This is a genomic window from Aeromicrobium sp. CF4.19 (genome assembly GCF_051262555.1).
Lineage (GTDB): Bacteria > Actinomycetota > Actinomycetes > Propionibacteriales > Nocardioidaceae > Aeromicrobium.
Genome location: NZ_JBIMEU010000002.1, coordinates 281,536 through 307,912, shown reverse-complemented (window position 1 = coordinate 307,912; position 26,377 = coordinate 281,536). Strand labels below are relative to the sequence as shown.

Here is a 26,377-nt window from a genome sequence, read left to right as displayed (position 1 = left end):
GCTCTCCTGTGTCGTTCGTCGGGCTTCACGGCGTGCTGGGGGCGTCGTCCGCTCCCGCGTCGGGACGAGCGTACTCGGGTGACTTGACGTCGGCGAGCGCGGTGATGGTGAGTCGGCGGCTCGTGCGGACGTCGGCCTCTCCCCCGCGGCTCTCGACCCGGTCGATGACCCCACCACGAAAGCTCATCGCCTCCTGCAGGGTCGCGGGATCGCCGATCGCCTCGACGACGTAGGGGGCCTCGACCTCCCGGCCACCGACACGGACACCCCCCTCGTCGTCCAGGAAGTACGTCTGGGCGACCACCCGGGCCGATCCGTTGATCACGATCGCCTCGGCGCCGGCCGCGCGGAGCTCCTCGATCGCGTCGAGGAGGATGCCGGCGTCCAGGGAGCCGTCGGGATCCTTCAGCGTGAGCCGCACGCCGGGGCCCTCCGCACCCACGGAGCCGGCGAGGATCGCCAGCTGCTCGGCATTGAGCTCGGCCTGCTCCTTCGCGCTGGCCGAGCCGTCCCGGGCAGAGCGCAGCTCGTCGCGGGTCCGGGTGAGGTCGTCGACCTGGCCGGCGAGCCGTGCGTTGGCCGCGTCGATGGACTTCAACAGCTCCACCAGCTCGACCCCGCGCATCGCGGCGAAGTCCGAGCTCTCGTCGTCCGGGCCGACCTGCACGGCGATGGCGAAGCCCAGGACACCGACGAGCAGCCCCGCCAGGAGCTGTCCGCCGCGCCGCGATCGCCTGCTCGGGGTCGGCTGGGGCTCCTCAGGCATGGAAGAACCTGCGCCGGATGGCGGCGGCGTTGGCGAAGATCCGGATGCCCAGGACCACGATCACACCCGTCGACAGCTGCGACCCGACGCCGAGCTGGTCGCCGAGGTAGACCATCGTCGAGGCGATCACGACGTTGGAGATGAAGGAGATGACGAACACCCGGTCGTCGAAGCGCTTCTCACCCAGGGCCCGCGCGCCGCCGACCACGGCGTCCAGGGCCGCGACGATGGCGATGGGCAGGTACGGCTGCAGCCAGATCGGCACCTCGGGCTGCAGGAACAGACCGAGCGCGACGCCGGCGAAGAGCCCCACCACCGGGATCATCGGTCCACCTCCAGGGCCTCCGCGTGGTCCAGGGTCGCCTGACCCCGGGGTGCCGCCGGGAGGGCGACGTCGTCCGATGATGTCACGCGCAGACTCAGGCCGTCAGCACTCGTGCGCTCGCGCAGGTAGCGGCCGGCGCCACCGGACTCCAGCCGGTCCTGAAGCGTGCTGGTGTCCCCGATCGCAACGATCCTGAACGGCGACGCGAGAGGTCGGTAGTTGGCCTGCGGCACCCCGTCGACGGCGGTGATGGCGCTGCGGGCCGAGAGCCGCTGCTCCCCCACGGCCACGGCCTCGGCCCCGGCGTACCAGAGCTCGTTGACGAGGATCCGCAGGTCCGCCGCGGAGACACGCCCCTCCGGCCCATCGGGCTGTGCCGCGTCCTCCACCGTCACGACGAGGCCGGGGCCGGTGACAGCCGCCAGCCCGGCGACGAGCGGGCGGTCGTCGCCCTGCCCGGACTCCAACGGACCCGCTCCCAGTGCCGTCACCTCGGACTCGAGCTCGCTGCGGCGCTGCTGGGCCTGGTCCATCGCGGCGCGGGCACCCGCGACGTCGTCGATCAGGGCGCTGCGCTCGAGCTGGCGGAACGGGCGGTCGTCAGCGCTCTGCATGGCGGCGACCGTGACGAGGGCCGCGAACAGGACCATGACCAGACCGACCATGATCGTGTTGGCGGAGTGCTCCCGCACCGGCTCTCCCGCCCGGACCACGTAGTAGTCGTCGTCCAAGGCGGTCTCGGCCACCTCGTCCAGCAGGCTCTCAGCGGGCCGCCTCGCACTCACGTCCGCGCCCCTACGATCGGGGGACCCGCTCGGTCGTGGCCAGCAGGCGCCGGACCTGGAAGGCGTAGAGGATGCCGCCCCACCAGTACAGCGCCACCCCCCAGATGGCGAACGCCCAGCCGAACACCTGGGCGAGGCTGGCGACGGTGCCGCTGCCATCACCCAGCAGGAGCAGCGGGAAGGCGTAGAGCAGTCCTGCGGTCGCCGCCTTGCCGAGGAAGTGCACCGGCAGCGAGCTGTAGCCCCGGGTCCGCAGGAACGGCACCAGGCTGAACAGGAACACGTCGCGCAGCGGGAGGATGACGGCAAGCCACCACGGGATGATGTCGCGCAGGCCCAGCCCGATCACGACGGCCAGGATGAAGAGCCGGTCGGCGACCGGGTCGAGGATCGCACCGATCTTGGAGGTCTGGTTGAACCTACGCGCCAGCTTGCCGTCGAGGTAGTCGGTCACCCCCGACACGACCAGGACGCAGAGTGCGAGGACATCGGCCTCGGGCACGAGCACCAGCCACAGGAACGCCGGCACCAAGATGATGCGCACGATGCTCAGGAGGTTGGGAATCGTCACGATCCGCTCGTCGCTCACGTGGTTCCCCTCCTCGGTCGCCGGATCCGTGCCGTCATCGCAGTCGGCTCACCGATCCAGCCTAGGACATGGCCATGCCCCTCTTGCACCTGCCGCGCGGACTGACAGACTGAGGAGTGGACGACACCACCATCTGCGGGCCCCCGGCCCCACACCAAGGAGGACGCGTGGCTGACTACACACTTCCCGAACTGCCGTACGACTACGGCGCTCTGGACCCGCACATCTCGGGCAAGATCATGGAGCTGCACCACAGCAAGCACCACCAGACCTACGTCAACGGTCTCAACACGGCGCTGGAAAAGCTCGAGGGTGCTCGCGAGGCGGAGTCGTTCGACACGATCAACCTGCTCGAGAAGAACCTGGCGTTCAACCTCGGTGGTCACATCAACCACTCGATCTTCTGGAAGAACCTGTCCCCGGACGGCGGTGACAAGCCCACCGGCGAGCTCGCCTCGGCGATCGATGAGCACTTCGGCTCCTTCGACGCCTACCGTGGCCAGTTCGAGGCGACCGCCCTCGGCATCCAGGGCTCGGGCTGGGCCATCACGGCGTGGGACACGTTGGGCCAGAAGCTCGTCATCGTCCAGCTCTACGACCAGCAGTCCAACATCCCGGCGACGCTGATCCCCATCTCGCAGCTCGACATGTGGGAGCACGCGTTCTACCTGGACTACCTGAACGTCAAGGGCGACTACGTCAAGGCGTTCTGGAACATCGCCAACTGGGCCGACGCCCAGGAGCGCTTCACCGCTGCCTCCAGTGGCGGCCAGGTCATCTTCTGACCTGAGGAACCCACGAGACGGCGCCGTCCCCTTGCGGGGTGGCGCCGTCTCGTCTGTCAGGGCTCGCGCCTCTTGCCGTGGTCGGCGAGGTCTCGCAAGCGAGCGTTGTACGCCTCCAGCTGGGCGTCCCCGTCGCGGTCGGCCTGGCGATCGAGCCGACGCGACTCCCGTTGGTCGCTGCGGTACCACTGCACGAGCAGGGCCAGCATCACCAGCACCAGGGGCACCTCGCCGAGTGCCCACGAGGTGCTGCCCCCCAGGTACTGGTCGGCCAGGAGGTCGGTGCTGAACGGTCGCTGCAGCAGCGCCCAGTAGTCCTCTGCGAGCACGTCGGATGACGACATGATGGCGATGGAGAAGAAGGCGTGGAACGGCAACGTGATGAGCAGCAGGGCGAAGCGGACGATGGGGGCGAGCTTGCGCGGGGAGGGGTCCACGCCGATGAGCACGTAGTAGAACAGGCAGCCCACGAGCAGGAAGTGCACCTCCATGGCCGCGTGGCCCCAGTGGTTGGCCATGAGGGTGCCGAACAACGGGGTGAAGTACAGCGCGTACAGGCTCGCTACGAACAGCACCGGCCCGACGACCGGGTGCGTCATGAACCGCGTGAACCGTGAGCCCAGGAAGGACGTCAGAAGGGTGCGGGGTGAAACGTCGCCTGACTGGCGCGGCCCCGGCAGCGTCCGCAGAGCGAGCGTCAAGGGGGCTCCCAGCACGAGCAGGATCGGCGCCACCATCGCCAGCAGCATGTGCGAGACCATGTGGGCGCTGAACATGACGTGGGAGTAGACGCCGAGCCCGCCGAACGTGGCCCAGGCGATGATCGCCATACCGGCCACCCAGGCGACCGTGCGGCCCACCGGCCAGGGGGCCTCGCGCCGACGCAGCGCCACGACCCCACGGACGTAGAGCGCGAGACCCAGCCCCACGACGGCGAGCCCGACGCCGTTGGCGGTGAAGCCCCACAGCATGGCGCCCACCGACGGGGGCGGCGGCATCGGCCCGCCGAGCAGCTCCTGCGACGGCGTCACGAGGATCTCCCCCACCGGCGTGGGAGTGCGCGACAGTGCCACCGACAGGCCGATCGTGACGGCCATGACGAGCAGCTCGGTCACCGCGACGGGCAGGAAGCCGGCGTCGCGCTCGGCCAGGCGGCGACGCTGCACGACTCCAAAGGCCCCCAGCACCACGAGGGCCACGACCTTGGCGATCACCAGGTGCCCGTAGCCGGTGTCCAGCAGGGCCGAGGGCTCCCCCAGCCGGACACCGGCGTTGACCGCACCGGAGATCCCGACCACCACGAAGGACCACAGGGCGAGCGTCGAGAAGCGCGAGATCGCCGGGCCGAGCCGCTTGGACCCCCGCCACGCCACCCATCCCAGGGCGGCGAGCCCGCCCACCCAGGTGGTGACGCCGACGAGGTGCAGGAACAGGCTCAGGGCAGCCAGGTCGTGCGATCCGGACTGTGCGGAGTGGCCCGTGAAGGCGATGGGGACGAAGGAGGCCAGCACCAGGCCGAGGACGGCTGCGATGGCGCGCAGCGACAGCGTCCAGCGCAGGACGATCGCCACGGCGGCCGCGACGACGATCTGGAAGACCAGGGCACGACCCGTGGACGCGCCGATGAGCTGCGTCAGGAGCGCCATGTTGAGCGAGCCCAGGGAGCGGGCGAACGTGTCGGCCGTCGTCAGCCAGATGAGCACCACGGTGAGCGCGGCCCACACCCACGCCGTGCGCGATGCGGCCCGCACCGCGTCCACGGCGATGCCCTGCGCCCCGGGGGCGGCCGAGGGCAGGAGGGCGACCACGGCGAGCAGGTACCCCACGACCATGACCATCGCCACCTGCGTGCCCAGCGTCACCAGGGGCAGCCCCCAGCCGACGAGCGGACCGGCATCGGCGATCCCTGGCGGGGCAGGCTGCGGTGCCCCCCCGCCGACGGCGAGCGCCAGCACGAGTCCCGCTGCCGCGAGCAGGAAGGTCGCCGCACCCGTGCGGACCGCGGCGGTCACGGCCGGCGCCTGCGCAGGAGCGGCGCGACGATCAACGCGACCGCGACGACGGCCACCAGGGCGCCCCAGAGCAGGTGCTCACGGTGACGGTGCACGAAGCTCTCCTGCGCCTGAGGCGCAGCAGCGGTCGTCTCGGGCTCCGCACCCTCGGTGACCGTGACGGCCAGCTGTCCTGACACCGGGTGCCCGTCCGCGGACACGACGCGGTAGGCGATGACGTAGTCACCACGCAGCGTGGCCGCGCCGACGCTCGCGGTGACCTCGCGATCGACGGCAGCGACATCCACCACCTCGACCGGTGTACCGTCCGGCGCGGTCACGGCGACCTCGCTGGAGCTGCCCACGGGCTCGTTGAACTCGAACGCGATCTCGGCCGGCAGGGCAGACAGGGTCGATCCGTCCTCAGGGTCCGTGCCGACCAGCGCCGCGTGTGCACCGGCCGGCCCGGGGCCACCGATCACGGTGGCCCCGAGCATGACGGCTCCGAGCACGAGCAGGCTCACCAGGAGCGAGACGGTTCTACGCACGACGTCGATTCTGTCGCAACGAGACAACCAGGCCCGCGGCGGCGAGGAGGACGGCCAGGGCACCGAGCCCCCGGGCCAGCCCGTCGGACGACGCACCGGTCTCGTCGGTCGCCTCGTCGGGCTCCTCCCCCGAGGAGGCCGCCAGCTCCAGGACGGGCGCCGGCTTCTCCGGCTCCTCATCTCCCTCGGCGACCTCGGCCCAGTCGACGACCTCGCCGTCGTCGTAGGCCTGCTCGGCCTCGAGGACGAGCTCGTCGACGGCCGGCATCGGCCCGCCGGACAGCGAGAACTCATCGAACTCACCCGGCGCGATCCCCTCCCCCGTGGCGGTCCACGTCACGGTGCGGACGGCCTCGGTGAGGGTCAGGTCGCCGGACTCCACCGGCTCGGGCAGCTCGGCCTCCTCGACCTCGACCTCCCACCCGGGCTTGACCCCGGCGCTGACTGACGAGAGGGGGGCGTCGGCCGGCAGGGTGATGGTGAGGCGGTCGGTGCTGGCGGTGTCGGACTCGTTCGGCACCCGGAAGACGAGCTTGCCGTAGCCCTCTTGCGCGGCATCCGGGGACGAGACCGAGACGTGGGCGCCGGCCGGGGCCGCGGCGAGGACGAGTGCGGTGGACAGGGTGAGCGCGCCGAGGCGCGCGGACGTGCGTGACATGGGTTTCCTTGCTGTGGTGCGAGATGGTCGGGTGTCAGGACCCGACGGGCGGGGCCCGCTCTCGCGTGCCCGGGGCCCGCAGCGCGCGCAGCGGGATCCATCCCTCCGGAACGGCGTGCACCATCGAGGCGTGTGGCAGGGCCACCTCCCGCACCGGCAGGAGCCGTGCGAGGAGGACCTGCAGCGCCTCGGCGACCCTCCACCAGGCGTCCTCGCCACGGCGCAGCACCACCATGCTGACGGCGGTCGCGCCGACGTGGGCAAACAGCATCGTCCACCCGGCGGAGGGCGCGTGCCCGGCGAGAGCGTGGGCAACGCCCTGGCCGAGGACCAGCAGACCGAGGAGCTGCCCGGTGGTCAGACGCCGGCCCGCAGCGACGAAGGCCACGGGCCAGGACAGCAGCGCCACGACGAGCGGCACGGTGGCCGCGAGCTCACCGCCGGCGAGCAGGTGCCCACCCGAGGCGCACAGCGCCGCGACCAGGCTCGCTGCCAACGCACGCAGCCCCCGGGTTCCCAGCATGGACGGCAGCATAGTGAGGCGGCGCCGGTCCCCGGTCGACTGGGTCTGGCCGTTACCGTGGCTCCATGGCCGACACCGGACTGACGTCTTCGATCATCACGCTGGACGAGGAGTGGGGAGCGCACAACTACCACCCGCTGCCCGTCGTCATCGCCGAGGCCGAGGGCGCCTGGGTCACGGACGTGGACGGCAACCGCTTCCTGGACTTCCTGTCCGGGTACTCCGCGCTGAACTTCGGCCACCGGCACCCGGACCTCGTCCAGGCCGCGCACGACCAGCTGGACCGCCTGACGTTGACCTCGCGGGCCTTCCACAACGACCAGTACGGCGCGTTCTGCCGTGAGCTCGCCGAGCTCACGGGCACCGAGATGGTGCTGACCATGAACACCGGGGCGGAGGCGGTCGAGTCCGCCATCAAGGTGGCCCGCAAGTGGGCCTACGAGGTCAAGGGCGTGGAGTTCGACTCCGCCGAGATCATCGTCGCGGCGGGCAACTTCCACGGTCGGACCACCACGATCGTCTCCTTCTCCGACGACCCCCTCGCCCACGACAACTACGGGCCCTTCACGCCCGGCTTCGTCACCGTCCCCTTCGGTGACGCCGAGGCCGTCCGTGCGGCCATCGGCCCCAACACCGCCGCCGTCCTGATGGAGCCGATCCAGGGCGAGGCCGGGGTGGTCGTCCCGCCTGAGGGCTTCTGGGCCGAGGTCCGCGCGGCGTGCGACGAGAACGACGTCCTGATGATCAGTGATGAGATCCAGGCCGGACTCGCCCGTACCGGCGAGCTCTTCGCCCTCGACCACGAGGAGGTCCGGGCCGACCTCTACACGCTCGGGAAGGCGCTCGGCGGAGGCATCATCCCCGTCTCGGCCGTCGTCGGCCGCTCCGACGTCCTCGGCGTGCTCAAGCCGGGCCAGCACGGCTCCACCTTCGGTGGCTACCCCGTGGCCTGCGCCGTCGGCCGAGCAGTCGTCGAGCTGCTGCGGGACGGAGAGTTCCAGCAGCGCTCCACCGAGCTCGGCGAGCACCTGCACCGACGCCTGGGCGAGCTCGTCGGCCACGGCGTCGCCGAGGTGCGCGGGCGCGGCCTGTGGGCCGGCGTCGACATCGACCCTGCTGCCAAGACGGGTCGCGAGGTCTCCATGGCGCTGCGCGACCGTGGGGTGCTCTGCAAGGAGACCCACCACCGCACACTGCGGATGGCACCGCCGTTGGTGATCACGCGCGAGGAGATCGACCACGCCGTCGACTCCCTGGCCGCGGCGCTCGCCGTCTAGCGTCGATGCTGGAGATCCTGGGACTCGTCGCCGCCGGCCTGGCCCTCGGCGTCGTCGTCGTGCTCGCTGTCGGAGCTGTCCGCATCGTCCGTCTGCGGCGACGGCATCGGGCTCGCCTGGCCACGATCGGCCCCCTCCACAGCGAGCCCGCCCGCCTGTTCGGCGTGGCCTCGGACGGCCGCACCCAGACCCGCGGGGTCGGGACGCTGGCGGTCTCGCACACCGACGTGCTGTTCGTCCAGCTGGTGCCGGAGCGCGACCTCTGGTTCGCGCTGGCGGACGTCACCTCAGTGCGCAGCACACCACACTTCATGGGCAAGCAGGCCTCCCGCGACCTGCTCGTCGTCACCTGGGAGACCAACGGCCTGGGTGACGCCGCCGCCCTCGACGTCGCGGATGCTGACGCCTGGCGGGAGCGGCTGCAGGGCTGAGAGGTTCAGGAGAAGTACGTGGCGCCGTCCGGGGGCGCCGGTGAGGGCTCGGTGTCGTCGACGGTGAAGGGCACCGCCCCGGCGAACCGCCGGCGCACGTCCGTCGGTGGCACCACCCGGTACGGGAAGACCGTCCTGGCCGCACGGCGCTCCAGCTCCTGCCACGGGACTCGGCCGGCGGAGGCCGCCAGCACGACGTTGCCCCCTCGCCGACCCTTGAGCGTGGCCGGCTCCGCGCTCAGGGCCACCTCGCCGAGGGCCTTCGCAGCGGCGGCCACGAGCCGCGCCGTCCAGGCGAACGGCGCCTTGTCGCTGACGTTCATCACCAGGACGCCCTGGGGACCGAGCACCCTGCGCAGCTCGGACAGGCACTCCACCGTCGCGAGCTCTGCCGGGACCCTTGCCCCGACGAAGGCGTCGACGACCACGGCGTCGGCGTAGTCGTCCGGCATCTGACCGAGTCCGGTCAGCCCATCCTGGGGCCGCACCTTGACGCCGCTGCGACGCGGCAGCGGCAGGCGCTCGCGCACGAGGTCCGTGAGTGCCTCGTCGGGCTCGAGCACCACCTGCGCCGTGCCCGGGCGAGTCGTCGCCAGGTAGCGCGGCAGCGTCAGCCCGGCACCCCCCACGTGCACGACACGCAGCCGCCCCTCCACCTCGAGGACGTCCAGGACGTCGGCGATGCGACGGACGTAGGGGAACTCCAGGTGGGTCGGGTCGTCGAGGTCGACGTACGACTGGTCAGCCCCACCGACGCGCACCACGTGGCCGCTGGGTCGGTCCCGATCCGCGACGATCTCGATCTCCACGACGTCAGGTGATGCGCAGCCCGGTGCGACCGGCCGGGGTCTGGATCTCGACCAGCGCACCGCGGCTCAGCTGACGGCCACGCCGGGTCTCGACCTCGCCGTCGACGAGCACGTCGCCGGACGTCACGAGGGCACCCGCGTCGGCACCGGAGTCCGCGACGCCGGCGAACTTGAGGAGCTGGCCGAGACGGATCATCTCGCCGGTGATCTCGACGTCCTCGACCGGGCCGGAGCTGTCGTCTGCCATGGGGACACTGTGCCACCGGTAGCCTCGGACCCGTGGACCGGACCAGCGCGCGCACCGACGCCTGGGTGTGGTCCGTCCGGCTCTTCGCCACCCGGTCGGCCGCCTCCACGGCCTGCAAGGGTGGTCACGTGCACGTCAACGGCAAGCGCGCGAAGCCGGCGACGCCCGTCACTGTCGGCGACCGGATCGAGGCCACCACGCCCGGCGGCCCCAGGGTGCTGGTCGTGAGACGCGTCATCGCAAAGCGCGTCGGCGCTGCCGTGGCGGCCGAGTGCTTCACCGACCACTCGCCGTCGCCCCCTCCCAAGGAGGAGCGGCTCGCCCTCCCGCGCCGAGAACGTGGCATGGGGCGTCCCACCAAGCGGGAACGGCGTCAGATGGACCGGTTCCGCGGCCGCTGACCGGCCGACCACACGACCGACGGCCAGACGGCGTCCCGGCTGAGCGGGGCGACCGGGAGATCTCCGGGATCGCGCGGATCGACCCAGCACGCCTCCACGATCTCCGCACCGATACGGTGCTCGTCGGCCGCCGTGAGCCGCACGTGCCAGACGTCGGCCCGGACGGTGAACCCTGGCTCGTTGGCAGCTGCCGCCTCGTGGTGCCCGAGCCAGGCGAACCGGTCCCGAGGCAGGCTCAGGCACAGCTCCTCGACCAGCTCGCGGCGCAACCCGTCCAGGGGGTCCTCCTCCGGCTCGAGCTTGCCGCCGGGCTGCATGAACGTGGCCGTGTCCCGCTTGCGGACCATGAGGACGTGCTCTCGCTCGTCGACCAGCAGGGCTGCGACCACATCGACGTGGCTCACGGCACCGCCAGGCCCTCCAGGACCTCGGCCACGACGCGCGACCCTCCGGCCACGGACCAGGTGCGCCCCTGGACGTCGACCTGGCGCGCCGATCCGCCTGCCCCGAGGACGAGGGCGCACCCGGGCCACCAGTCCCACGGCGGGGTGGAGTGCTGGAACCACCCGCCGAGGCGGCCGGTGGTGACGCCGCACAGGTCCATCGAGCCGCTGCCGAGCATCCGCAGCGTGGCCGGGCGCCGGGCGACCCGCAGCACGGCGGGACCGATCGTCGGTTCGTCGATGGCTCCGGGGTGCAGGTAGGTGGCAAGGCTGACCCGATCGAGGGGCTCGTCGCGCACCGTCGGCACCGGTCGGCCGTCGAGGGTCGTCGCCAGGTCCGGGCCACCCACCATGACGGTCCCCGAGACCTGGTGCGCCACGGCACCGAGCAGGATGTCGTCGCCGTCGAGCAGGGCGACCGCCGAGCACCAGTAGTCCGAGCCGCTCGCGAAGTTGTAGGTGCCGTCAACGGGATCGATCACCCAACGACGCCCCGACGTCCCTGCCCGCTCGGTACCCTCCTCGCCGAGCAGTCCGTCGGCGGGGCGGGCCTCGGCGAGCCGTGAGACGACGAGCTCCTCGGCCGCATGGTCGGCGGCGGTGACGATGTCGGTGATGGAGGTCTTCTGGCTGACCTCCAGACCCGGCTCGGACCGCATCCGCGCAGCGAGCGCAGCGGCCTCGCGCACCAGGTCGCCCGCCAGTCGTGCGTCGTCGTCGAGAACGCTCACCCTGTGAATCTAGCGACCCGGGCAGCACCTGGCCGCCCGGGGTTCGTGTACTACCGTGCGTCGTATGCGACGTCGATCCACCGCCGGGGTGCTCCTGCTGCTCGTGGGCGTGCTGCTGGCCGGCCCCGCCTCCGCCTCGGAGGCGCCTGAGCCCACCCCGGCACCGTCCACGACGACGACCCCGACGTCCGAGCCGTCCGTCTCCCCCTCGCCCCAGCCCAGCGACGGCATCCGCGAGATCCCGACCGAGGAGGACGAGGGCGCGGACGTCTTCAGCGTCGTCACGATCCTGATCTTCTTCGCGATCGCGATGGGCATCCTCGTGCTGATCATCCGCACCGGCATGCGTGCCGCCGACCGCGAGGACTGAAGACCTCCCGCGCCGAGCCGCAGCGGCGGTGTCGTTCAGCGCGCGTTCAGGACGCATGCGCGACACTGAGCCGATGAGCAGTGGACCCGGGCCCGCCGGCCCGCTCGAGCCGGATCGGAGGATGAGTCGATGAGGGTGCTCGTCGTCGACGACGAGGTGCGGCTCGCCACGACGCTGCGCGCAGGACTGATCGCCGAGGGATTCGCCGTCGACGTGGTCCACGACGGCGTCGACGGGTTGTGGATGGCCCGTGAGCACACCTACGACGTCATCGTCCTCGACCTCATGCTGCCGGGACTCAACGGGTACAAGGTGTGCGAGGCGATCCGGGCCGACGGCAACTGGACCCCCGTGCTCATGCTGACCGCCAAGGATGGCGACTGGGACGAGGTCGAGGGGCTCGACACCGGCGCCGACGACTACCTCGTCAAGCCCGCCCCGTTCCACGTCCTCGTCGCCCGCATCCGTGCCGTCGCCCGCCGCGGCGCACGCGAGCGACCAACCGTGCTCGAGGCCGGCACCCTCCGCCTCGACCCTGCGCAACGGCGGGCGTGGCGTGGCGAGTCCCTGCTGCCTCTGACCAGCCGGGAGGTCTCCCTGCTGGAGCACCTCCTGCAGCACCGTGGCGATGTCTGCTCCAAGCGGCAGATCCTCGACGCCGTGTGGGACGTCGACTTCGACGGCGACCCCAACATCGTCGAGGTCTACGTTCGCCACCTGCGCAACAAGGTCGACCGGCCTTTCGGCAAGGACGCGATCGAGACCGTGCGCGGGGCCGGGTACCGCCTCGTGGCCGACGGCGGATGAACGTTCCCGCACCCCGCGGCGCACGCGCCCGCCTGCGCCGGACCTCCGTCCGGGCCCGTACCACCGCCGCCGCGGTGGTGGTCGTCGCTGTGGTGCTCGTGCTCGGCGCCGTCGCGGTCGTGCTGTCGTTGCGCGGGGTGCTCACCGACGGGGTCGCCTCGGCCGCCGAGCAGCGTGCCGAGGACGTCGCGACCCGGATCGAGGCCGACGGGCTGCCGGAGCTGTCCCAGGACGATGCGTCCACCGACGGGCCCGACGACGCGGAGGATGCCGTCGAGGAGCAGCTCGGTGAGGCCGACGACGAGGTGCTCCTCGTGCTCGACGGCGACGGCACCGTGCTCCTCTCGCTCGGCGACGACGAGGCCCGCGTCATCGCCGCGGAGATCGGCCCCCGCCGCGATGGTGATGATGGTGGACGGGTCGTCGTCGAGGACGAGGAGTACACCGTCGCGCTCGCCGATGCCCGGACCGGCGGCGCCGGCGGCGACCGCGAGGTGCAGGTGGTGGTCGCCCGTCCACTGGAGGACGTGGCGGAGTCGGTGGCGACGCTCGCGCTGCTGCTCGCTATCGGTGTCCCCGTCGCGCTGGTGCTGATCGGCGCCACCACCTGGGTGGTCGTCGGCCGGGCGCTGTGGCCCGTCGAGCAGATCCGCATCGAGGCCGCCGCGATCGACGGAGCCCGATTGCACCATCGCGTGCCTGAGCCCGACTCCGACGACGAGATCGGCCGCCTGGCGCGGACCGTGAACCTCATGCTCGATCGGCTCGAGACCAGCGCACGGCGCCAGCGCCAGCTCGTGGCCGACACGTCGCACGAGCTTCGCTCCCCCATCGCCTCGATCCGCCAGAGCGCCGAGATTGCCGAGGCGCATCCCGACGCGCTGCCGCCGCACGAGCTGAGCTCCACGGTGCTGGCCGAGGCTGTCCGGATGCAGGGCATCGTCGATGACCTGCTGCTGCTCGCCCGAGCCGACGAGCGTGACCTGCGGCTCCGCGCGAGCGACGTCGACCTCGACGACCTCGTCTACACCGAGGCGCGCCGGCTGCGACCTCAGTCGATCGAGGCGACCTCGGCGATCGAGGCGGTCCGTACGACCGGGGACGGTCCTGCACTCGCACGGATGCTGCGCAACCTCGTCGACAACGCCGTGCGGCACGCACGCGGGCGGGTGCACCTCGAGCTCGTCGCCGAGGGCGACGAGGCGCTGCTCGCGGTCGAGGACGACGGGACCGGCGTGCCCGAGGTAGACCGCGAGCGCGTCTTCGAGCGCTTCGTCCGGCTCGACGCGGCTCGCGCTCGTGACGATGGCGGCAGCGGGCTCGGGCTGGCCATCGTCCAGGAGATCGTCGCTGCCCACCACGGCGACGTGCGGGTGGTCGACGGCTCGCTCGGCGGCGCCCGGTTCGAGGTCCGTCTCCCCCGTCGATCCTGACCGTCCTGAAAGACCGTTCAGCGGCGTTCAGGTGGGCTTCAGCCACGGACCTGCAGAGTCGGTCACGACGGCGCGGCAGACCGGCCGCACCCGTCGAACAGACACCCCACCAGAGGAGACCCCACCATGAAGACCCCATCCCGTGAGACCCTCACCAGCAAGCGCGTCCTGCTGCCCGCCGGTGTCCTGGCCGGTGTGCTCGTCCTCAGTGGCGGCGCCGTCGCGGCCGGCGCCCTCGACGGCAACGACGACCTCACCGGGAACGACCTGGACCGCGCGTCCTCGGCCGCCCTCGACGAGGTCGGTGGAGGCAAGGTCGTGAGCGCCGAGGTGAGCGACGACAAGGGCGTCGCGTACGAGCTCGAGATCCGCACGTCGGACGGCGGCGAGACAGACGTCGCTCTCGACGAGAGCTACAACATCGTCCGTACCGACACCGACCATGACGAGGGCGACGAGGGAGACCGCGACAACGGTCCGGACGCCGACGACCGTCGTCTGACCGACGCCGAGTGGACCTCGATCGAGAAGGCCGCGCTCGAGGAGGCCGGTGGCGGCACGCTGACCGATGCCGAGGCCTCCGACGACCGTGGCGCCGCCTACGAGGCCGAGGTGCGTCTCGACGGCCGCTCGACGATCGACATCCGGCTCGACTCCGACTTCGGCGTCGTCGACAGCCGCAAGGACGATGCCGACTGAGCTACGACCGAGCTGCGCGGACTCCGCCGGTCCGACCGGCCCAAGGCAATGACAAGGCCCGAACCCACATCCGTGGGTTCGGGCCTTGCCGATGTCCTGAGACATCTCAACGTCGGGCTGACAGGATTCGAACCTGCGACCCCGTGACCCCCAGTCACGTGCGCTACCAAGCTGCGCCACAGCCCGTTGAACCTCCGCAACCCTACCCCACGGGCGCCGACCGGGACGCACCCGGCTCGTCCCGTCCTGCACCGTCCAGCGGCAGCTCGCGGCGGCTGCGGAACGTCCGCGCGGCGCCGTCGATCGGGTCGGTGAAGGCGAGCTCGTGGGCGATGAGCTGCAGCGGCGTGCTGAAGTCGTCGATCGCGACGTCGAGCACCTCCGGGTACAGCGGATCACCGACGATCGGGATCCCCAAGCCCCACAGGTGCATCCGCAGCTGGTGGGTCCGCCCGGTGAGCGGCGAGAGCCGGTAGACGGCCCGCTCCCCCAGCACCTGCTCCCGCTCCACGTGCGTCTCGGCGTTCACGATCCCCTCCGGCACGAGGGTCGCCTGCCACGAGCCCCGCTCCTTGCGCAGGTGGTTGCGCACGGTAGTCGGGAGGGCGAGCTCGCGTCGGTGCGGGGCGAGCGCACGGTAGGTCTTGCGGACCGCCCGCTTGGCGAAGAGCTGCTGGTAGGCGCCACGCCAGCGGGGCTCGGTCACCAGCACCAGGACGCCGGACGTCACCCGGTCGAGCCGGTGGGCGGGCGTCAGGCTCGGCAGGCCCAGCTCGTGCCGCAGGCGGACGACGACGCTCTGCGCCACGTGCTGTCCCCGCGGAATCGTGGCCAGGAACGGAGGCTTGTCCACCACCACGAGGCGTTCGTCGCGGTGCAGCACGTCGATGCGTCCCGGCACGGTCACCTCGACGCGCAGGTCGCGGTGGAACCAGACGAAGCTGTGCGGACGGTAGGCATCCGTGTCATGCACGCGGGACCCGTCGGGATCGACGAAGCGACCCTCGTCCAGCAGCCGGTCGACGTCGACCCGCTCGGGAAGCTTGTCCCGCAGCCAGCCGCCCATCGTGGACCAGGGCGGCGCCTCACCGGGGACGCGGTCAGGGGTGCGGAGCCAGGCGGCGCCCAGACCGTGACGTGGCGGCAACGGCGATCGGGGCGGCACGTGGCTCCCCGCTCAGCGCCGGCCGCGCTTCTCGCGGGGCCGCTGCTGGATGTGGATGGGGGTGCCGGCGAACCCGAAGTCCTCCCGCAGGCGACGCTCGACGTAGCGCAGGTATCCCGCCTCGAGCTTGCCCGAGGTGAACAGCACGAACGTCGGCGGCGCCGTCGAGGCTTGGGTGCCGAACAGGATCTTGGGCTGCTTGCCGCCGCGGACGGGGTGCGGGTGCTCGGCGACGAGCCGCCCGAGGAAGGAGTTCAGCGCCCCCGTGCCTATGCGCGACTCCCAGCCGTCGAGGGCCGTGTCGATCGCCCGGACCAGACGGTCGACGTGCCACCCGGTGCGAGCCGCGATGTTGATCCGCGGCGCCCACGTGACCTGCACCAGCTCGCGCTCGATCTCGCGCTCGATGTAGTAGCGGCGCTCCTCGTCGACGAGGTCCCACTTGTTGAAGACCACGACGAGTGCTCGCCCCGTCTCGGCGACCGAGGTGATGATCCGGGTGTCCTGCTCGGTGATCGGAGCGCTGGCATCGATGATGACGACGGCCACCTCGGCACGCTCCACGGCGCCGTTCGTGCGCAGGCTGGCGTAGTACTCGTGCCCCGAGGCCTCACGGACACGTCGACGGATGCCGGCGGTGTCGATGAAGTGCCACTGGCGGCCGCCCAGGACGATGACCTCGTCCACCGGGTCCACCGTGGTGCCGGACACGTCGTCGACGACGACGCGCTCCTCCTTGGCCAACGTGTTGAGCAGGCTGGACTTTCCGACGTTCGGCTTGCCGACGATGGCGACCCGTCGGGGACCGTCGTCGAGCGCGTCCTCGTCGTCGGGAGCCTCGGGCAGGGCGTCGAGAACGGCGTCCAGGAGGTCACCGCTGCCCCGTCCGTGCAGTGCCGAGACGACGTACGGCTCGCCGAGACCGAGGTTCCACAAGGACGCGGCCTCCATCTCGCCGCGCTGGTCGTCGACCTTGTTCGCCGCGAGCACGACCGGCTTGCCGGAAGCCCGCAGGATCCGCACCACCGCGGCGTCCGCGTCGGTGATCCCGACGGTGGCGTCGACGACGAACATCACGGCGTCCGCGGCCTGCACGGCCACCTCGGCCTGAGCGGCGATGCGCTCGGCGAGACCCCGGGCGTCCGGGTCCCAGCCGCCGGTGTCCACCACGGTGAAGGCCTTGCCGTTCCACTCCGCGTCGTACGGGACACGATCGCGGGTGACGCCGGGGACGTCCTCCACGACGGCCTCGCGCCGGCCGATGATGCGGTTGACGAGAGTCGACTTGCCGACGTTCGGGCGACCGATGATGGCCAGGACCGGAAGTCGCCCAGCTCCCGACGACTCAGCCATCGGATGACCCCGCGGGCAGCGGTCCGGGCAGCTGCAGCCCGCCCTCGGCGAGGACGCGCTGCAGGTGTGCGCGGAGATGGTCGCGAATCTGGTCGGTCACGTGCTCCACCCTCTCACGCGAGCGCGGCCAGACCTGGGCCGGGAACGTGCGGGCAGGCCCATAGACGATGTCGAGCCGGGCCCCCTTGGCCGGCCTGGCCTCGGCGTCCTCGCCGGGGAGTCGTGTGCCGCCGATGACGACGGGCACCACCGGGGCCCCACTCACCAGTGCGAGCCACCCCACGCCGGGCCTGATCCGCTCGAAGTCACCGCCGCCGCGCAGGCCCTCCGGGTAGACCACCACGCTCTGGCCGGCAGCCAGGGCCGACGCAGCGGTCCGCAGGGCACCGACGTCACGGGCGAACCGGTCGAGCTTGATCTGGCCGCAGACCCGCAGCAGCCTGGCCGTCCTCCCGCGGAACGCCTCCTCCTTGACCAGCGCATGGGCCGGCCGCGGGGTCCGGGAGATGAGCAGCGGACCGTCGAGCCAGCCGATGTGGTTGCTCGCGTAGATGACCGGCCCATGGTCCGGGACCAGGTGCTCGCCGCGCTCCCGCACGTCCCAGCGGCGTCCGATCCACGCCGAGGCGAGTGGACGCAGCACGGCGAGACCGGCCTCGGGCAGGCGGCGGGGCACGATGTCGGGAGCAGCGCTCACGCTCGTGCCTCGCGCACCAGGGTCACCACCGCGTCGATCACCTCATCGAGGGTGCGGTGGGTGCCGTCGATCTGCACGGCACCCTCTGCCTTGGTCAACGGTGACGCCACGCGGGTCGAGTCGAACGCATCGCGGCGGGCGAGGGACGCCAACGTCGCCTCGGCGTCGGAACCGCCCTCCTCGGCGGCCCGTCGGGCCGCGCGCGCGGCCGGGTCGGCCACGAGGAAGACCTTGACCGGGGCCTGCGGCACGACGGTGGAGCCGATGTCGCGCCCCTCCACGACGATGCCCTGCCCGGCCGCGGCGATCGCGTTGCGCTGCTCGGCCACGAGCCGGCTCCGCACGGCGGGCACCGCGGAGACCACGGACACGTTGGCGGTGACCTCCGGGCTGCGCACGGGACCCGAGACGTCCACACCATCGACGAAGATCGTGGGGGCGACGGGATCGGTGCCCGAGGCGAGCACGACGTCCGCGGCGTCCCGGGCGATGGCCTCGACGTCAGCGAGGTCGGTCCCACGCTGCAGCAGGGCCCACGTCATGGCGCGGTACATGGCGCCGGTGTCGAGATAGGCGAGGCCGAGTGCTCGGGCGACTCCGCGGGCGGTGCTCGACTTGCCCGAGCCGGAGGGTCCGTCGACGGCGACGACCAGCGGGATGCTCACGGGGCTGTGCTCCTCTGTGATGGGTCGGGGGCTCACTGGTACGCCGTCCAGCCGTCGTCGGTCAGGACCGTGACCAGCTCGGCGGCGCGGTCGGCCAGCACGGCGATCTCGACGAGACCGACGGGACGGCCCAGCTCGTGGTCGATGCGCAGGTCCTCGATGTTGACGCCGGAGGTACCGACACGCGCGAAGAGCCGCGAGAGGGCGCCCGGGGAGTCCGAGATCTGGACGAACACCGTGCCGAGATCGGGTCGTGCGCCGCCGTGCTTGCCCGGGATGCGTCCAGCACCGGCCCGTCCAGCCTCCAGGACCCCGGCGAGGTCGTCACTGGATCCCAGGGCGTCGATGACGTGATCGAGGTCGACTCGGACCGAGGCGAGCACGTCACGCACCGCCGTGGCGTTGCCGGAGAGGATCTCTCGCCACAGGTGCGGGTCGCTCCCCGCGATCCGCGTGACGTCGCGCAGGCCCTGTCCGGCGAGCGCGAGGTGCGCCGAGGGGGCTGCGCAGAGCCTGGCCGCGGCCAGGGTGGCCATCACCTGGGGCACGTGGGAGACCAACGCGACGGCGGCGTCGTGATCGCGGGCATCCATCGTGACGGGCACGGCGCCGAGCATGACCGCGACCTCCTCCACCAGACGCACGGCGGCATCGGTCGCCACCGTCGTCGGCACGAGGACCCACGGCCGTCCCTCGAAGAGCTGGCCGGAGGCCGCGGCCGGCCCCGACCGCTCGCTTCCTGCCATCGGGTGGCTGCCGACGTAGCGCTCGGCATGGGGGCCGGCCTGGACCGCGGCGAGGAGGTCCGCCTTGACGCTCGCCACGTCGGTCACCACGGCACCGGGCCAGTCCTGCAGAGCGGCCTGCACGACGCTCGAGGTGATGGCGGGCGGCACCGCGACGACGACGAGGGCCGGATCCGCGACCGGTTCGCTGAGTCCTGCTCCCCGGGCCACCGCGACCCGCACGTGCTCGGGGTCCGCGTCGCTCAGGTGCACCCGGATGCCCTGCTCCTGCAGGGCGAGGGCGATCGACGTGCCGATCAGCCCACAGCCCACCACGAGGGTGGGTGGCAGCGCGCCGTCCCGCTCGTCGGCGTCGGGCCCGGCGCTCGTCATGGCTGCACGCTATCGAAGAGGGAGCCCACCTCGTCGCGCGAGAGCTCACGCAGCTCCCCCACCGACAGGCCTCCCAGCCGCAGCGGTCCGAACCCGGTGCGCGTCAGCTCCCGCACCGGGTGGCCGACCGCGTCGAGCAGGCGCCGCACGATCCGGTTGCGGCCCATGTGGATGTCCAGCTCCACCAGCGAGCGGCCCTTGGCGCGGTCGCGGACGACGAACCGGTCGACGACGGCGGCGCCGTCATCGAGCTCGACCCCGTCCCGCAGCCGGCGCCCGAGCCCGTCGGGCACCGAGCCGTCCACGAGCGCCACGTAGGTCTTGGTGATCTCGAACGAGGGGTGCGCCAGACGGTGGGCAAGATCGCCGTCGTTGGTCAGGAGCAGCAGGCCCGAGGTGTCGGTGTCCAGTCGGCCGACGTGGAACAGGCGCTCCGGCCGGCCCGAGACCAGCGCGGCCAGGTCCGGACGACCCTGCTCGTCGGCCATCGTCGAGACGACTCCGCGGGGCTTGTTGAGCACCAGGTGGACGTGGCCGCTCTGGGGCGGCAACCGGCGACCCTCCACCCGGATGAGGTCGTGCACCGGGTCGACGCGGGTCCCCATCCGTGTCACGACCTCGCCGTTGACCTCCACGAGACCGGCGAGCATGAGCTCCTCGCACCGGCGCCGACTCGCGACACCGGCCTGGGCGAGCACCTTCTGCAGCCGGACGCCCTCGCCCTCACTGCTCACGCTGCTCCCCCGGCTCGTCCGTGGGGGTGTCGGGGATCTGGTCCGGGTCCTGCGCAGGGACCGTCGCCGACGCAGCACCCTCGTCGTCCTCCATGTCGGCCATCTCGGGCAGCATCGGGGCGATCTCGGGCAGCTGGGCGAGCGAGTCCAGTCCCATGCGCTCCAGGAAGTAGACAGACGTCCGGTACAGGATGGCACCACTCTCGGGGTCGGTCCCGGCCTCCTCGATGAGCCCGCGGGTGACGAGGGTCCGGGCGACGCCGTCGACGTTGACCCCACGGATGGCCGAGATGCGTGAACGGCTGATCGGCTGGCGGTAGGCCACCACGGCGAGCGTCTCCAGCGCGGCCTGGGTCAGCCGGGCCTGCTGACCGTCCACGACGAACCGCTCCACCGCCGGGGCGTAGTCCTCGCGGGTGACGAACCGCCACCCTCCGGCGACGGCGCTCAGCTGGAACCCGCGGCCCTGCGCGTCGTACTCACGAGCAAGCTCACCGAGCGCCTCCTGGACGTCCGAGGGTGGGTGGGCCACGGCCTGGGCGAGGGTCAGGTGGTCCAGCGGCTGGTCCGCCACCATCAGCACGGCCTCCAGGGCAGGCTTGAGCTCCAGCATCTCCAGCTCCAGCTCGTGCGGCGGCGCGGTGCGCTCGTCCTGCTCACTCATCAGCATCCTCCGTGGGGTCAGCGGGTGGCTGGTCGTCGGGCCCGTCGGGGTGGTCGAACTCGTCCCCGACGTCGATCTCGCCCTCGTCGGTCCCCGTCCACCGCAGGTGCAGGTCCCCCAGGGGGGACGCCTGGTCGAAGGAGATGACCCCCTCGCGGAACAGCTCCAGCAGGGCGAGGAACCGTGCCACGGTCGTCATGACGTCGGCATCGGCCGTGAGGGCCCGGAAGGTCACGCTGCGCTCACGACGCAACCGGTCGACCACGAGGTGAGCCTGCTCCCGCACGCTCACCGACGGAGCGTGCAGGTGGCTCAGGGACAGGATCGGCTCCGGCTTGGGCTCCAGCGCCCTCGCAGCCAGCTGGCCGAGCTCCTGCGGCCCGATCGAGATCAGGACCTCCGGGAGCAGGTCGGCGAACCGTGGCTCGAGCGAGACGGTGCGCGGGTAGCGACGTCCTTCGCGGGCGTAGCGGTCCCCCAGCACGCGAGCCACCTGCTTGAAGGCGCGGTACTGCATGAGCCGGGCGAACAGCAGGTCCCGTGCCTCCAGCAGCGCCAGGTCCTCCTCGTCCTCGACGTCGCCCTGCGGCAGCAGTCGGGCGGTCTTGAGATCGAGCAGCGTGGAGGCGACGAGCAGGAAGTGGGTGGTCTTCTCCAGGTCGCCGTCCATCGTGGCGATGTAGCGCACGAATTCCTCGGTGACGACCGACAGCGCCACCTCGGTGATGTCGAGCTGGTGCTTGGAGATCAGCTGCAGCAGCAGGTCGAAAGGGCCCTCGAAGACCCCGATGTCGACGACGAAGCCCGGGGACGCGGTCTCCTCGGTGGCGATGCCCTCACTCATGGGCCCTCGCTCATGGGGAGCCGAGGCGACGGGCCACGTCGCTCTCGACGCCGCGCTCCTGGAGGTCCTCGAGGGCGATCGAGAGTGCTGCCCGGACCAGTCGACCACGATCGACGTTGCGTGCCAGGCTGGAGCGCAGCGCCAGCCGCGCCTGCTCGATGGCCATCAGCTCCTCGGAGGTGACGTACACCGTCATCTTCTCGTCGTGCTTGACCCGGCCGCTGCCGCCCTTGGCGGGCTGCTCGGGGACGCCGGGCTCGTCGGCCGGCGCGGTGGACGGACGGGCTGTCGACCGGAAGAGCTCGTCGGCGCCCGGCAGGTTCACGCGTCGGGGCATCGTTGCAGGACCTCCCTCGCGAGCTGGCGGTAGGACTCCGCGCCGGCGGAGGACGAGGCGTACACGGTGATCGGCTGTCCCGCCACGGTGGAATCGGAGAACTTGACGGTGCGGCGGATGACGGTGTGGAAGACGAGGTCGTCCCAGCCCTGCACCAGCGTCTGCAGGACCTCGCGGCCGTGCAGCGTCCGGCTGTCGAACATCGTCCCGAGCAGACCGATGATCCGAAGGTCGAAGTTGGTGCGATCGCGGACCTTCTCGATGGTCTCCTTGAGCAGCGCCACGCCGCGCAGCGCGAAGTACTCGCACTCCAGCGGGATGATGACTCCGTCGGCGGCGGTGAGCGCGTTGACCGTGAGCAGGCCCAGGGAGGGCTGGCAGTCGATCAGGATGACGTCGTAGCGGTCGAGGACGGGCCGCAGGACACGGGCCAGCACCTGCTCTCGCCCGACCTCGGTGACCAGCCGCATCTCGGCCGCCGAGAGGTCGATGTTGGCCGGCACGAGGTCCAGGCCCTCCACCGACGTCTTCAGCGTGATGTCGTCCAGCGTCAGCTCACGGTCCATGAGGACGTGGTAGATGCTCTGCTCCAGCTCGTGCGCGTTGAAGCCCAGCCCGACCGTCATCGAGCCCTGCGGGTCGAAGTCCAGCAGCAGGACGCGCCGACCGGCCTCCACGAGCGCCGCCCCGAGGTTGATGGTCGTCGTGGTCTTGCCGACGCCACCCTTCTGGTTGCACATGGCGATGATCTGGGCGCGCTGCCCAGGACGTCGCGGCGACGGGTCGGTGAAGGTGGGGAGCGGACGTCCGGTCGGACCCAGCTCGTCGCTCATCGAAGTCCTTCCCCTGTGTTTCATCGAGTCCATCGTGTCGTCAAGTTCGTGACACTGTACCGCTCAGCCCATCGCCCGCGGGTGGGCCGTCGCATAGATCTCCCGCAGCTTCTCCACGGTGACCAGCGTGTAGATCTGGGTCGTCGTCACCGAGGCGTGTCCGAGCAGCTCCTGGACCACGCGGACGTCCGCACCGCCGTCGAGCAGGTGGGTGGCGAAGCTGTGTCGCAACGTGTGCGGGGAGACCTCCGTGGTGATGCCGGCACGCTGCGCGGCCTTGACGAGCACTGTCCACGCACTCTGTCGGCTGAGTCGTCCGCCGCGGGCGTTCAGGAAGACCGCGGGCGTGGACGTGGACGCCGACACGAGCGTGGGGCGTGAGGCCGTGAGGTAGTCCGCGAGCGCGCTCGTGGCGTACGTCCCCACCGGCACGAGCCGCTGCTTGCCACCCTTGCCGCGCAGCAGGGCCGTCCCTTCGTCGAGGTCGACGTCGTCGACGTCCAGCCCCACGGCCTCGGAGATGCGAGCACCCGTCCCGTAGAGCACCTCCAGCAGGGCGCGGTCGCGGGAGGCGAGCACGGTCCCCGGGGCGCCAGCCGCCTCCAGGATGGCCTCGACCTGCTCGAGCGGGAGGGCCTTGGGCAACCTGGCCACGGGCCGAGGTGGCTTCACCGCGGCCGAGACGTCGGTGGTGACCACGCCTTCGCGCAGGCAGAACCGGTGGAAGCCACGAACCGCCACGACGGCCCGGGCCGAGCTGGCCGGGCCCAGTGGCGGGTGCTCCTCGTCGCCGGTGCGCAGTGCCGCGAGGAAGGCGAGCACGTCGGCCTCGGTCACCGGCGTGATGGCCATGGTGCCGCGAGAGAGCAGGAAGGCGGTGTAGCGGCGCAGGTCCCGCCGGTAGCTGCCGAGCGTGTTCACCGACAACCCTCGCTCGACCCCGAGGTGGCTCAGGTACTCGGCGACCGCACGCTCGAGCTCGCTCATGATTGCCGTCGCACCTGCTCGGCGAGGATCGCCGCCACGGACAGGGCGTCGCCGAGGCCACCGGCAAGTGCGCATCGAACGGCCTCGGAGAAGGGCAGCCACCACTGACGGATCTCGGCCTCCTCCGCGGTGCGCTCGGTGCGCTCCTGCAGCGGGACGGGCTCGAGGCCCGTGGCCTTGAAGACCTGCCAGCGCTCGCTGGAGTACCCCGGTGTCGCCGCCATGGCGAGGAGCGGCTCCCACGCCCGGGCCGTGACGTCGGTCTCCTCGGCGAGCTCACGGGCCGCCGCGGTGGCCGGCTCCTCGCCGGCGACGTCGAGCGTCCCGGCGGGCAGCTCCGACATTCGCAGGCCGACGGCGTGACGGTACTGCTCCACGAGCAGGACGCGGTCGTCCTCGTCGAGGGCGAGCACGGCGACGGCACCGTTCGGGCGCACGACGGCGCGACCGTGGCGCCCGCCGTCCGGGGCCACGATGGTCTCGTGCGTCAGGCTCAGGTAGCTCGTGTCGTAGTGCAGGACGCTGTCCGCGACGAGCCAGGCGTCGGTGCGGTCCCCCACGTCGTCGGCCCGCGCGATGCGGCCCGGCAGGCGCGGGTGCGCACTCACGACGCCTCCGCCGGATCCAGGTGGGGGTCGGGGGTGCCGGCGGACTCGTCGACGGGCAGCCTGGTCTCGCGCTGACGCTGCAGCGCCGCCTCCACGAGCCCGGAGAACAGCGGGTGCGGGCGGGTGGGCCGCGACTTCAGCTCCGGGTGCGCCTGCGTCGCGACGTAGAAGGGATGGACGTCGCGCGGGAGCTCGACGAACTCCACGAGCGCACCGTCGGGCGAGGTCCCGGAGAAGACCAGGCCGGACTGCTCCAGCTGGTCCCGGTAGGCGTTGTTGACCTCGTAGCGGTGCCGGTGCCGCTCCTCGACCTTGTCGGTGCCGTAGAGCCCGGCGACGATGCTGCCGGGCTTGAGCACCGCAGGGTAGGAGCCGAGCCGCATCGTGCCGCCGAGGTCACCGGCGCCCTCGACGTAGGCCTCCTGCTCGGCCATCGTCGCGATCACCGGGTCGGCGGCCTCGGGATCGAACTCCGAGGAGCTGGCCCCGGCGATGCCCGCAGCGGTACGTGCATGCTCCACGACCATGCACTGCAGGCCCAGGCACAGACCGAGGACCGGGATCCCCCTGGTGCGGGCGTAGGTGAGGGCGCCGATCTTGCCCTCGATGCCCCGGATGCCGAAGCCGCCGGGAACGCAGATCCCGTCGACGTCGCCGAGCAGTCGGGACGCTCCGGACTCGGTGGCGCACTCATCGGAGGGGACCCAGCGCAGGTTCACCTTGGCGTCCTGCGCGAACCCGCCGGCCCGCAGGGCCTCCCCGACCGAGAGGTAGGCATCGGGCAGGTCGATGTACTTGCCCACCAGAGCGATCGTGATCTCGTCGACGGGCTGGTGCACCCGGCGCAGCAGGTCGTCCCACTCGGTCCAGTCGACGTCGCGGAAGGGAAGGTCGAGCCTGCGCACGACGTAGGCGTCGAGCCCCTCGCTGTGCAGCACCTTGGGGATGTCATAGATCGACGGGGCATCGGTCGCGGTGACCACCGCCTCGTCGTCGACGTCGCACATCAGCGAGATCTTGCGCTTGACGCCGGAGGGGATCGGTCGGTCCGAGCGGCAGACGATGGCGTCGGGCTGGATGCCGATGGAGCGCAGTGCTGCGACGGAGTGCTGCGTCGGCTTGGTCTTGAGCTCGCCGGAGGGCGCGAGGTAGGGCACCAACGAGACGTGCAGGAAGAAGGCGTTGCCCCGTCCGATCTCGTGGCGCACCTGGCGCGCCGACTCCAGGAACGGCTGGCTCTCGATGTCGCCCACCGTGCCGCCGATCTCGTGGATCACGACGTCCACCCCCGGGCCGCCCATCGAGAGCATCCGCTCCTTGATCTCGTTGGTGATGTGCGGGATCACCTGGACCGTGTCGCCCAGGTAGTCCCCGCGGCGCTCTCGGGCGATGACCTCGGAGTACACCTGGCCGGTGGTGACGTTGGCCCGACCGACGAGGTCCTCGTCCAGGAACCTCTCGTAGTGTCCGATGTCCAGGTCGGTCTCCGCCCCGTCCTCGGTCACGAAGACCTCACCGTGCTGGAAGGGGTTCATCGTCCCGGGGTCGACGTTCAGATACGGGTCCAGCTTCTGCATGGTCACGCGCAGGCCGCGTGACTTCAGCAGCCGTCCCAGGCTGGAGGCAGTCAGCCCCTTCCCGAGCGAGGACGCGACCCCGCCGGTGACGAACACGTGCTTGGTGACGGCGTTACCTGACAAGAGATCTCCCGTGGTCGATGCAGACGAGGTGCGGGCCGATGCCCATCACGGCTC

33 protein-coding genes and 1 tRNA gene are annotated in these 26,377 nt (G+C 71.5%); 8 read left to right on the top strand and 26 right to left on the bottom strand.

All coding sequences use genetic code 11. From position 1 onward, the window contains the following. Window positions 1-25: 25 nt before the first annotated feature. Genes ACHAAC_RS06055 through ACHAAC_RS06040 form a run of 4 tightly spaced genes read right to left on the bottom strand, consistent with a single transcriptional unit; the run spans window position 26 to window position 2,465 of the window. Window positions 26-766, bottom strand: coding sequence for a DUF881 domain-containing protein (locus ACHAAC_RS06055; protein ID WP_435715155.1), 741 nt, complete (start codon window positions 764-766; stop codon window positions 26-28). Continuing rightward, window positions 759-1,091 (bottom strand): small basic family protein, encoded by a 333-nt coding sequence (locus tag ACHAAC_RS06050; protein WP_435715154.1) that lies wholly within the window; start codon window positions 1,089-1,091, stop codon window positions 759-761. Before ACHAAC_RS06050 ends, ACHAAC_RS06055 begins: the two co-directional genes overlap by 8 nt. Then, a complete protein-coding gene (locus ACHAAC_RS06045) occupies window positions 1,088-1,876 on the bottom strand; it encodes a DUF881 domain-containing protein (protein WP_435715153.1) in 789 nt (262 codons plus the stop codon). The genes ACHAAC_RS06050 and ACHAAC_RS06045 overlap by 4 nt, the downstream gene beginning before the upstream one ends. Before the next feature lie 10 nt (window positions 1,877-1,886). Further along, the gene (locus ACHAAC_RS06040) at window positions 1,887-2,465 is read right to left on the bottom strand and encodes a CDP-alcohol phosphatidyltransferase family protein (protein ID WP_435715152.1); all 579 of its coding nucleotides are present in this window, start codon (window positions 2,463-2,465) and stop codon (window positions 1,887-1,889) included. Between the two features lie 167 nt (window positions 2,466-2,632). On the opposite strand from ACHAAC_RS06040, the gene ACHAAC_RS06035 reads away from it, so the two are divergent. Further along, window positions 2,633-3,250 carry a superoxide dismutase gene (locus tag ACHAAC_RS06035; protein ID WP_435715151.1) on the top strand — a complete coding sequence of 206 codons (618 nt, stop codon included), beginning with the start codon at window positions 2,633-2,635 and terminating at the stop codon, window positions 3,248-3,250. 56 nt (window positions 3,251-3,306) lie between these two features. Here the strand turns inward: ACHAAC_RS06035 and ACHAAC_RS06030 are convergent, their stop codons facing one another. Genes ACHAAC_RS06030 through ACHAAC_RS06015 form a run of 4 tightly spaced genes read right to left on the bottom strand, consistent with a single transcriptional unit; the run spans window position 3,307 to window position 6,970 of the window. After that, window positions 3,307-5,262, bottom strand: coding sequence for a cytochrome c oxidase assembly protein (locus tag ACHAAC_RS06030; RefSeq protein ID WP_435715150.1), 1,956 nt, complete (start codon window positions 5,260-5,262; stop codon window positions 3,307-3,309). Beyond that, window positions 5,259-5,789: a copper resistance CopC family protein gene (locus ACHAAC_RS06025; protein ID WP_435715149.1), complete on the bottom strand. Its 531-nt coding sequence runs from the start codon at window positions 5,787-5,789 to the stop codon at window positions 5,259-5,261. Before ACHAAC_RS06025 ends, ACHAAC_RS06030 begins: the two co-directional genes overlap by 4 nt. Then, window positions 5,782-6,447: a YcnI family copper-binding membrane protein gene (locus ACHAAC_RS06020; protein ID WP_435715148.1), complete on the bottom strand. Its 666-nt coding sequence runs from the start codon at window positions 6,445-6,447 to the stop codon at window positions 5,782-5,784. The genes ACHAAC_RS06025 and ACHAAC_RS06020 overlap by 8 nt, the downstream gene beginning before the upstream one ends. A 34-nt stretch (window positions 6,448-6,481) precedes the next feature. Continuing rightward, window positions 6,482-6,970 carry a hypothetical protein gene (locus tag ACHAAC_RS06015; protein WP_435715147.1) on the bottom strand — a complete coding sequence of 163 codons (489 nt, stop codon included), beginning with the start codon at window positions 6,968-6,970 and terminating at the stop codon, window positions 6,482-6,484. Between the two features lie 65 nt (window positions 6,971-7,035). Here ACHAAC_RS06015 and rocD point away from each other — a divergent pair, with 65 nt between their 5' ends. Continuing rightward, the gene (rocD, locus tag ACHAAC_RS06010) at window positions 7,036-8,247 is read left to right on the top strand and encodes an ornithine--oxo-acid transaminase (protein WP_435715146.1); all 1,212 of its coding nucleotides are present in this window, start codon (window positions 7,036-7,038) and stop codon (window positions 8,245-8,247) included. Between the two features lie 5 nt (window positions 8,248-8,252). Beyond that, window positions 8,253-8,678: a hypothetical protein gene (locus ACHAAC_RS06005; RefSeq protein ID WP_435715145.1), complete on the top strand. Its 426-nt coding sequence runs from the start codon at window positions 8,253-8,255 to the stop codon at window positions 8,676-8,678. A 5-nt stretch (window positions 8,679-8,683) separates the two neighbouring features. On the opposite strand, the gene ACHAAC_RS06000 is transcribed toward ACHAAC_RS06005, so the two are convergent. Both ACHAAC_RS06000 and ACHAAC_RS05995 read right to left on the bottom strand, forming a co-directional pair. Further along, window positions 8,684-9,487: a spermidine synthase gene (locus ACHAAC_RS06000; protein ID WP_435715144.1), complete on the bottom strand. Its 804-nt coding sequence runs from the start codon at window positions 9,485-9,487 to the stop codon at window positions 8,684-8,686. A gap of 4 nt (window positions 9,488-9,491) precedes the next feature. Next, window positions 9,492-9,734: an RNA-binding S4 domain-containing protein gene (locus tag ACHAAC_RS05995; protein WP_435715143.1), complete on the bottom strand. Its 243-nt coding sequence runs from the start codon at window positions 9,732-9,734 to the stop codon at window positions 9,492-9,494. A gap of 32 nt (window positions 9,735-9,766) precedes the next feature. Between ACHAAC_RS05995 and ACHAAC_RS05990 the strand changes: the two genes are divergently transcribed. Next, the gene (locus ACHAAC_RS05990) at window positions 9,767-10,135 is read left to right on the top strand and encodes an RNA-binding S4 domain-containing protein (protein ID WP_435715142.1); all 369 of its coding nucleotides are present in this window, start codon (window positions 9,767-9,769) and stop codon (window positions 10,133-10,135) included. Here the strand turns inward: ACHAAC_RS05990 and ACHAAC_RS05985 are convergent. Both ACHAAC_RS05985 and ACHAAC_RS05980 read right to left on the bottom strand, forming a co-directional pair. After that, window positions 10,108-10,539, bottom strand: coding sequence for an NUDIX hydrolase (locus tag ACHAAC_RS05985; RefSeq protein ID WP_435715141.1), 432 nt, complete (start codon window positions 10,537-10,539; stop codon window positions 10,108-10,110). The two genes, ACHAAC_RS05990 and ACHAAC_RS05985, sit on opposite strands and share 28 nt — an antisense overlap. Then, window positions 10,536-11,309, bottom strand: a complete 774-nt coding sequence (locus ACHAAC_RS05980; protein WP_435715140.1) for an inositol monophosphatase family protein — start codon at window positions 11,307-11,309, stop codon at window positions 10,536-10,538. Before ACHAAC_RS05980 ends, ACHAAC_RS05985 begins: the two co-directional genes overlap by 4 nt. 64 nt (window positions 11,310-11,373) lie before the next feature. Between ACHAAC_RS05980 and ACHAAC_RS05975 the strand changes: the two genes are divergently transcribed. The 4 genes from ACHAAC_RS05975 to ACHAAC_RS05960 all read left to right on the top strand — a co-directional run bounded on the left by ACHAAC_RS05975 (window position 11,374) and on the right by ACHAAC_RS05960 (window position 14,618). Beyond that, window positions 11,374-11,679, top strand: coding sequence for a hypothetical protein (locus tag ACHAAC_RS05975; protein ID WP_435715139.1), 306 nt, complete (start codon window positions 11,374-11,376; stop codon window positions 11,677-11,679). A 129-nt stretch (window positions 11,680-11,808) separates the two neighbouring features. Further along, window positions 11,809-12,486 (top strand): response regulator transcription factor, encoded by a 678-nt coding sequence (locus ACHAAC_RS05970; protein WP_435715138.1) that lies wholly within the window; start codon window positions 11,809-11,811, stop codon window positions 12,484-12,486. Beyond that, window positions 12,483-13,919 (top strand): sensor histidine kinase, encoded by a 1,437-nt coding sequence (locus tag ACHAAC_RS05965; RefSeq protein ID WP_435715137.1) that lies wholly within the window; start codon window positions 12,483-12,485, stop codon window positions 13,917-13,919. Before ACHAAC_RS05970 ends, ACHAAC_RS05965 begins: the two co-directional genes overlap by 4 nt. Before the next feature lie 126 nt (window positions 13,920-14,045). Next, window positions 14,046-14,618 carry a PepSY domain-containing protein gene (locus ACHAAC_RS05960; protein WP_435715136.1) on the top strand — a complete coding sequence of 191 codons (573 nt, stop codon included), beginning with the start codon at window positions 14,046-14,048 and terminating at the stop codon, window positions 14,616-14,618. Window positions 14,619-14,730: 112 nt separating this feature from the next. Here the strand turns inward: ACHAAC_RS05960 and ACHAAC_RS05955 are convergent. The 14 genes from ACHAAC_RS05955 to ACHAAC_RS05890 form a co-directional block, all read right to left on the bottom strand. Next, window positions 14,731-14,804: transfer RNA gene (locus tag ACHAAC_RS05955), tRNA-Pro, on the bottom strand. 16 nt (window positions 14,805-14,820) lie between these two features. Beyond that, window positions 14,821-15,684: a pseudouridine synthase gene (locus ACHAAC_RS05950; protein ID WP_435715515.1), complete on the bottom strand. Its 864-nt coding sequence runs from the start codon at window positions 15,682-15,684 to the stop codon at window positions 14,821-14,823. Between the two features lie 111 nt (window positions 15,685-15,795). Beyond that, window positions 15,796-17,136 carry a ribosome biogenesis GTPase Der gene (gene der, locus ACHAAC_RS05945; protein ID WP_435715135.1) on the bottom strand — a complete coding sequence of 447 codons (1,341 nt, stop codon included), beginning with the start codon at window positions 17,134-17,136 and terminating at the stop codon, window positions 15,796-15,798. Further along, entirely contained in the window at window positions 17,129-17,833 is a 705-nt protein-coding gene (locus tag ACHAAC_RS05940) for a lysophospholipid acyltransferase family protein (protein WP_435715134.1), read from the bottom strand. The genes der and ACHAAC_RS05940 overlap by 8 nt, the downstream gene beginning before the upstream one ends. Next, on the bottom strand, window positions 17,830-18,498 hold the full coding sequence (cmk, locus tag ACHAAC_RS05935; protein ID WP_435715133.1) for a (d)CMP kinase: 669 nt from the start codon (window positions 18,496-18,498) through the stop codon (window positions 17,830-17,832). The genes ACHAAC_RS05940 and cmk overlap by 4 nt, the downstream gene beginning before the upstream one ends. 32 nt (window positions 18,499-18,530) lie before the next feature. Then, a complete protein-coding gene (locus tag ACHAAC_RS05930) occupies window positions 18,531-19,616 on the bottom strand; it encodes a prephenate dehydrogenase (protein WP_435715132.1) in 1,086 nt (361 codons plus the stop codon). Then, a complete protein-coding gene (locus ACHAAC_RS05925) occupies window positions 19,613-20,350 on the bottom strand; it encodes a pseudouridine synthase (RefSeq protein WP_435715131.1) in 738 nt (245 codons plus the stop codon). The genes ACHAAC_RS05930 and ACHAAC_RS05925 overlap by 4 nt, the downstream gene beginning before the upstream one ends. Further along, complete coding sequence (gene scpB / locus ACHAAC_RS05920) at window positions 20,340-21,014, bottom strand: SMC-Scp complex subunit ScpB (protein WP_435715130.1); 675 nt, start codon at window positions 21,012-21,014, stop codon at window positions 20,340-20,342. The genes ACHAAC_RS05925 and scpB overlap by 11 nt, the downstream gene beginning before the upstream one ends. After that, window positions 21,007-21,858 (bottom strand): segregation and condensation protein A, encoded by an 852-nt coding sequence (locus ACHAAC_RS05915; protein ID WP_435715129.1) that lies wholly within the window; start codon window positions 21,856-21,858, stop codon window positions 21,007-21,009. The genes scpB and ACHAAC_RS05915 overlap by 8 nt, the downstream gene beginning before the upstream one ends. Before the next feature lie 10 nt (window positions 21,859-21,868). Further along, window positions 21,869-22,195: a hypothetical protein gene (locus ACHAAC_RS05910; protein WP_435715128.1), complete on the bottom strand. Its 327-nt coding sequence runs from the start codon at window positions 22,193-22,195 to the stop codon at window positions 21,869-21,871. Beyond that, on the bottom strand, window positions 22,180-23,061 hold the full coding sequence (locus ACHAAC_RS05905) for a ParA family protein (RefSeq protein ID WP_435715127.1): 882 nt from the start codon (window positions 23,059-23,061) through the stop codon (window positions 22,180-22,182). The genes ACHAAC_RS05910 and ACHAAC_RS05905 overlap by 16 nt, the downstream gene beginning before the upstream one ends. A gap of 30 nt (window positions 23,062-23,091) precedes the next feature. Further along, entirely contained in the window at window positions 23,092-24,015 is a 924-nt protein-coding gene (xerD, locus tag ACHAAC_RS05900; RefSeq protein WP_435715126.1) for a site-specific tyrosine recombinase XerD, read from the bottom strand. Continuing rightward, the gene (locus tag ACHAAC_RS05895; protein ID WP_435715125.1) at window positions 24,012-24,623 is read right to left on the bottom strand and encodes an NUDIX domain-containing protein; all 612 of its coding nucleotides are present in this window, start codon (window positions 24,621-24,623) and stop codon (window positions 24,012-24,014) included. Before ACHAAC_RS05895 ends, xerD begins: the two co-directional genes overlap by 4 nt. Then, entirely contained in the window at window positions 24,620-26,323 is a 1,704-nt protein-coding gene (locus tag ACHAAC_RS05890; protein WP_435715124.1) for a CTP synthase, read from the bottom strand. Before ACHAAC_RS05890 ends, ACHAAC_RS05895 begins: the two co-directional genes overlap by 4 nt. Window positions 26,324-26,377 lie beyond the last annotated feature (54 nt).

Coding starts and splice junctions, on each gene's coding strand:
- ACHAAC_RS06055 (WP_435715155.1), bottom strand. CDS start 766: ATGCCTGAGGAGCCCCAGCCGACCCCGAGCAGGCGATCGCGGCGCGGC.
- ACHAAC_RS06050 (WP_435715154.1), bottom strand. CDS start 1,091: ATGATCCCGGTGGTGGGGCTCTTCGCCGGCGTCGCGCTCGGTCTGTTC.
- ACHAAC_RS06020 (WP_435715148.1), bottom strand. CDS start 6,447: ATGTCACGCACGTCCGCGCGCCTCGGCGCGCTCACCCTGTCCACCGCA.
- ACHAAC_RS06015 (WP_435715147.1), bottom strand. CDS start 6,970: ATGCTGGGAACCCGGGGGCTGCGTGCGTTGGCAGCGAGCCTGGTCGCG.
- rocD (WP_435715146.1), top strand. CDS start 7,036: ATGGCCGACACCGGACTGACGTCTTCGATCATCACGCTGGACGAGGAG.
- ACHAAC_RS06005 (WP_435715145.1), top strand. CDS start 8,253: ATGCTGGAGATCCTGGGACTCGTCGCCGCCGGCCTGGCCCTCGGCGTC.
- ACHAAC_RS05995 (WP_435715143.1), bottom strand. CDS start 9,734: ATGGCAGACGACAGCTCCGGCCCGGTCGAGGACGTCGAGATCACCGGC.
- ACHAAC_RS05975 (WP_435715139.1), top strand. CDS start 11,374: ATGCGACGTCGATCCACCGCCGGGGTGCTCCTGCTGCTCGTGGGCGTG.
- ACHAAC_RS05970 (WP_435715138.1), top strand. CDS start 11,809: ATGAGGGTGCTCGTCGTCGACGACGAGGTGCGGCTCGCCACGACGCTG.
- ACHAAC_RS05965 (WP_435715137.1), top strand. CDS start 12,483: ATGAACGTTCCCGCACCCCGCGGCGCACGCGCCCGCCTGCGCCGGACC.
- ACHAAC_RS05960 (WP_435715136.1), top strand. CDS start 14,046: ATGAAGACCCCATCCCGTGAGACCCTCACCAGCAAGCGCGTCCTGCTG.
- ACHAAC_RS05950 (WP_435715515.1), bottom strand. CDS start 15,684: ATGGGCGGCTGGCTGCGGGACAAGCTTCCCGAGCGGGTCGACGTCGAC.
- der (WP_435715135.1), bottom strand. CDS start 17,136: ATGGCTGAGTCGTCGGGAGCTGGGCGACTTCCGGTCCTGGCCATCATC.
- ACHAAC_RS05930 (WP_435715132.1), bottom strand. CDS start 19,616: ATGACGAGCGCCGGGCCCGACGCCGACGAGCGGGACGGCGCGCTGCCA.
- scpB (WP_435715130.1), bottom strand. CDS start 21,014: ATGAGTGAGCAGGACGAGCGCACCGCGCCGCCGCACGAGCTGGAGCTG.
- ACHAAC_RS05915 (WP_435715129.1), bottom strand. CDS start 21,858: ATGAGTGAGGGCATCGCCACCGAGGAGACCGCGTCCCCGGGCTTCGTC.
- ACHAAC_RS05910 (WP_435715128.1), bottom strand. CDS start 22,195: ATGCCCCGACGCGTGAACCTGCCGGGCGCCGACGAGCTCTTCCGGTCG.
- ACHAAC_RS05905 (WP_435715127.1), bottom strand. CDS start 23,061: ATGGACTCGATGAAACACAGGGGAAGGACTTCGATGAGCGACGAGCTG.
- xerD (WP_435715126.1), bottom strand. CDS start 24,015: ATGAGCGAGCTCGAGCGTGCGGTCGCCGAGTACCTGAGCCACCTCGGG.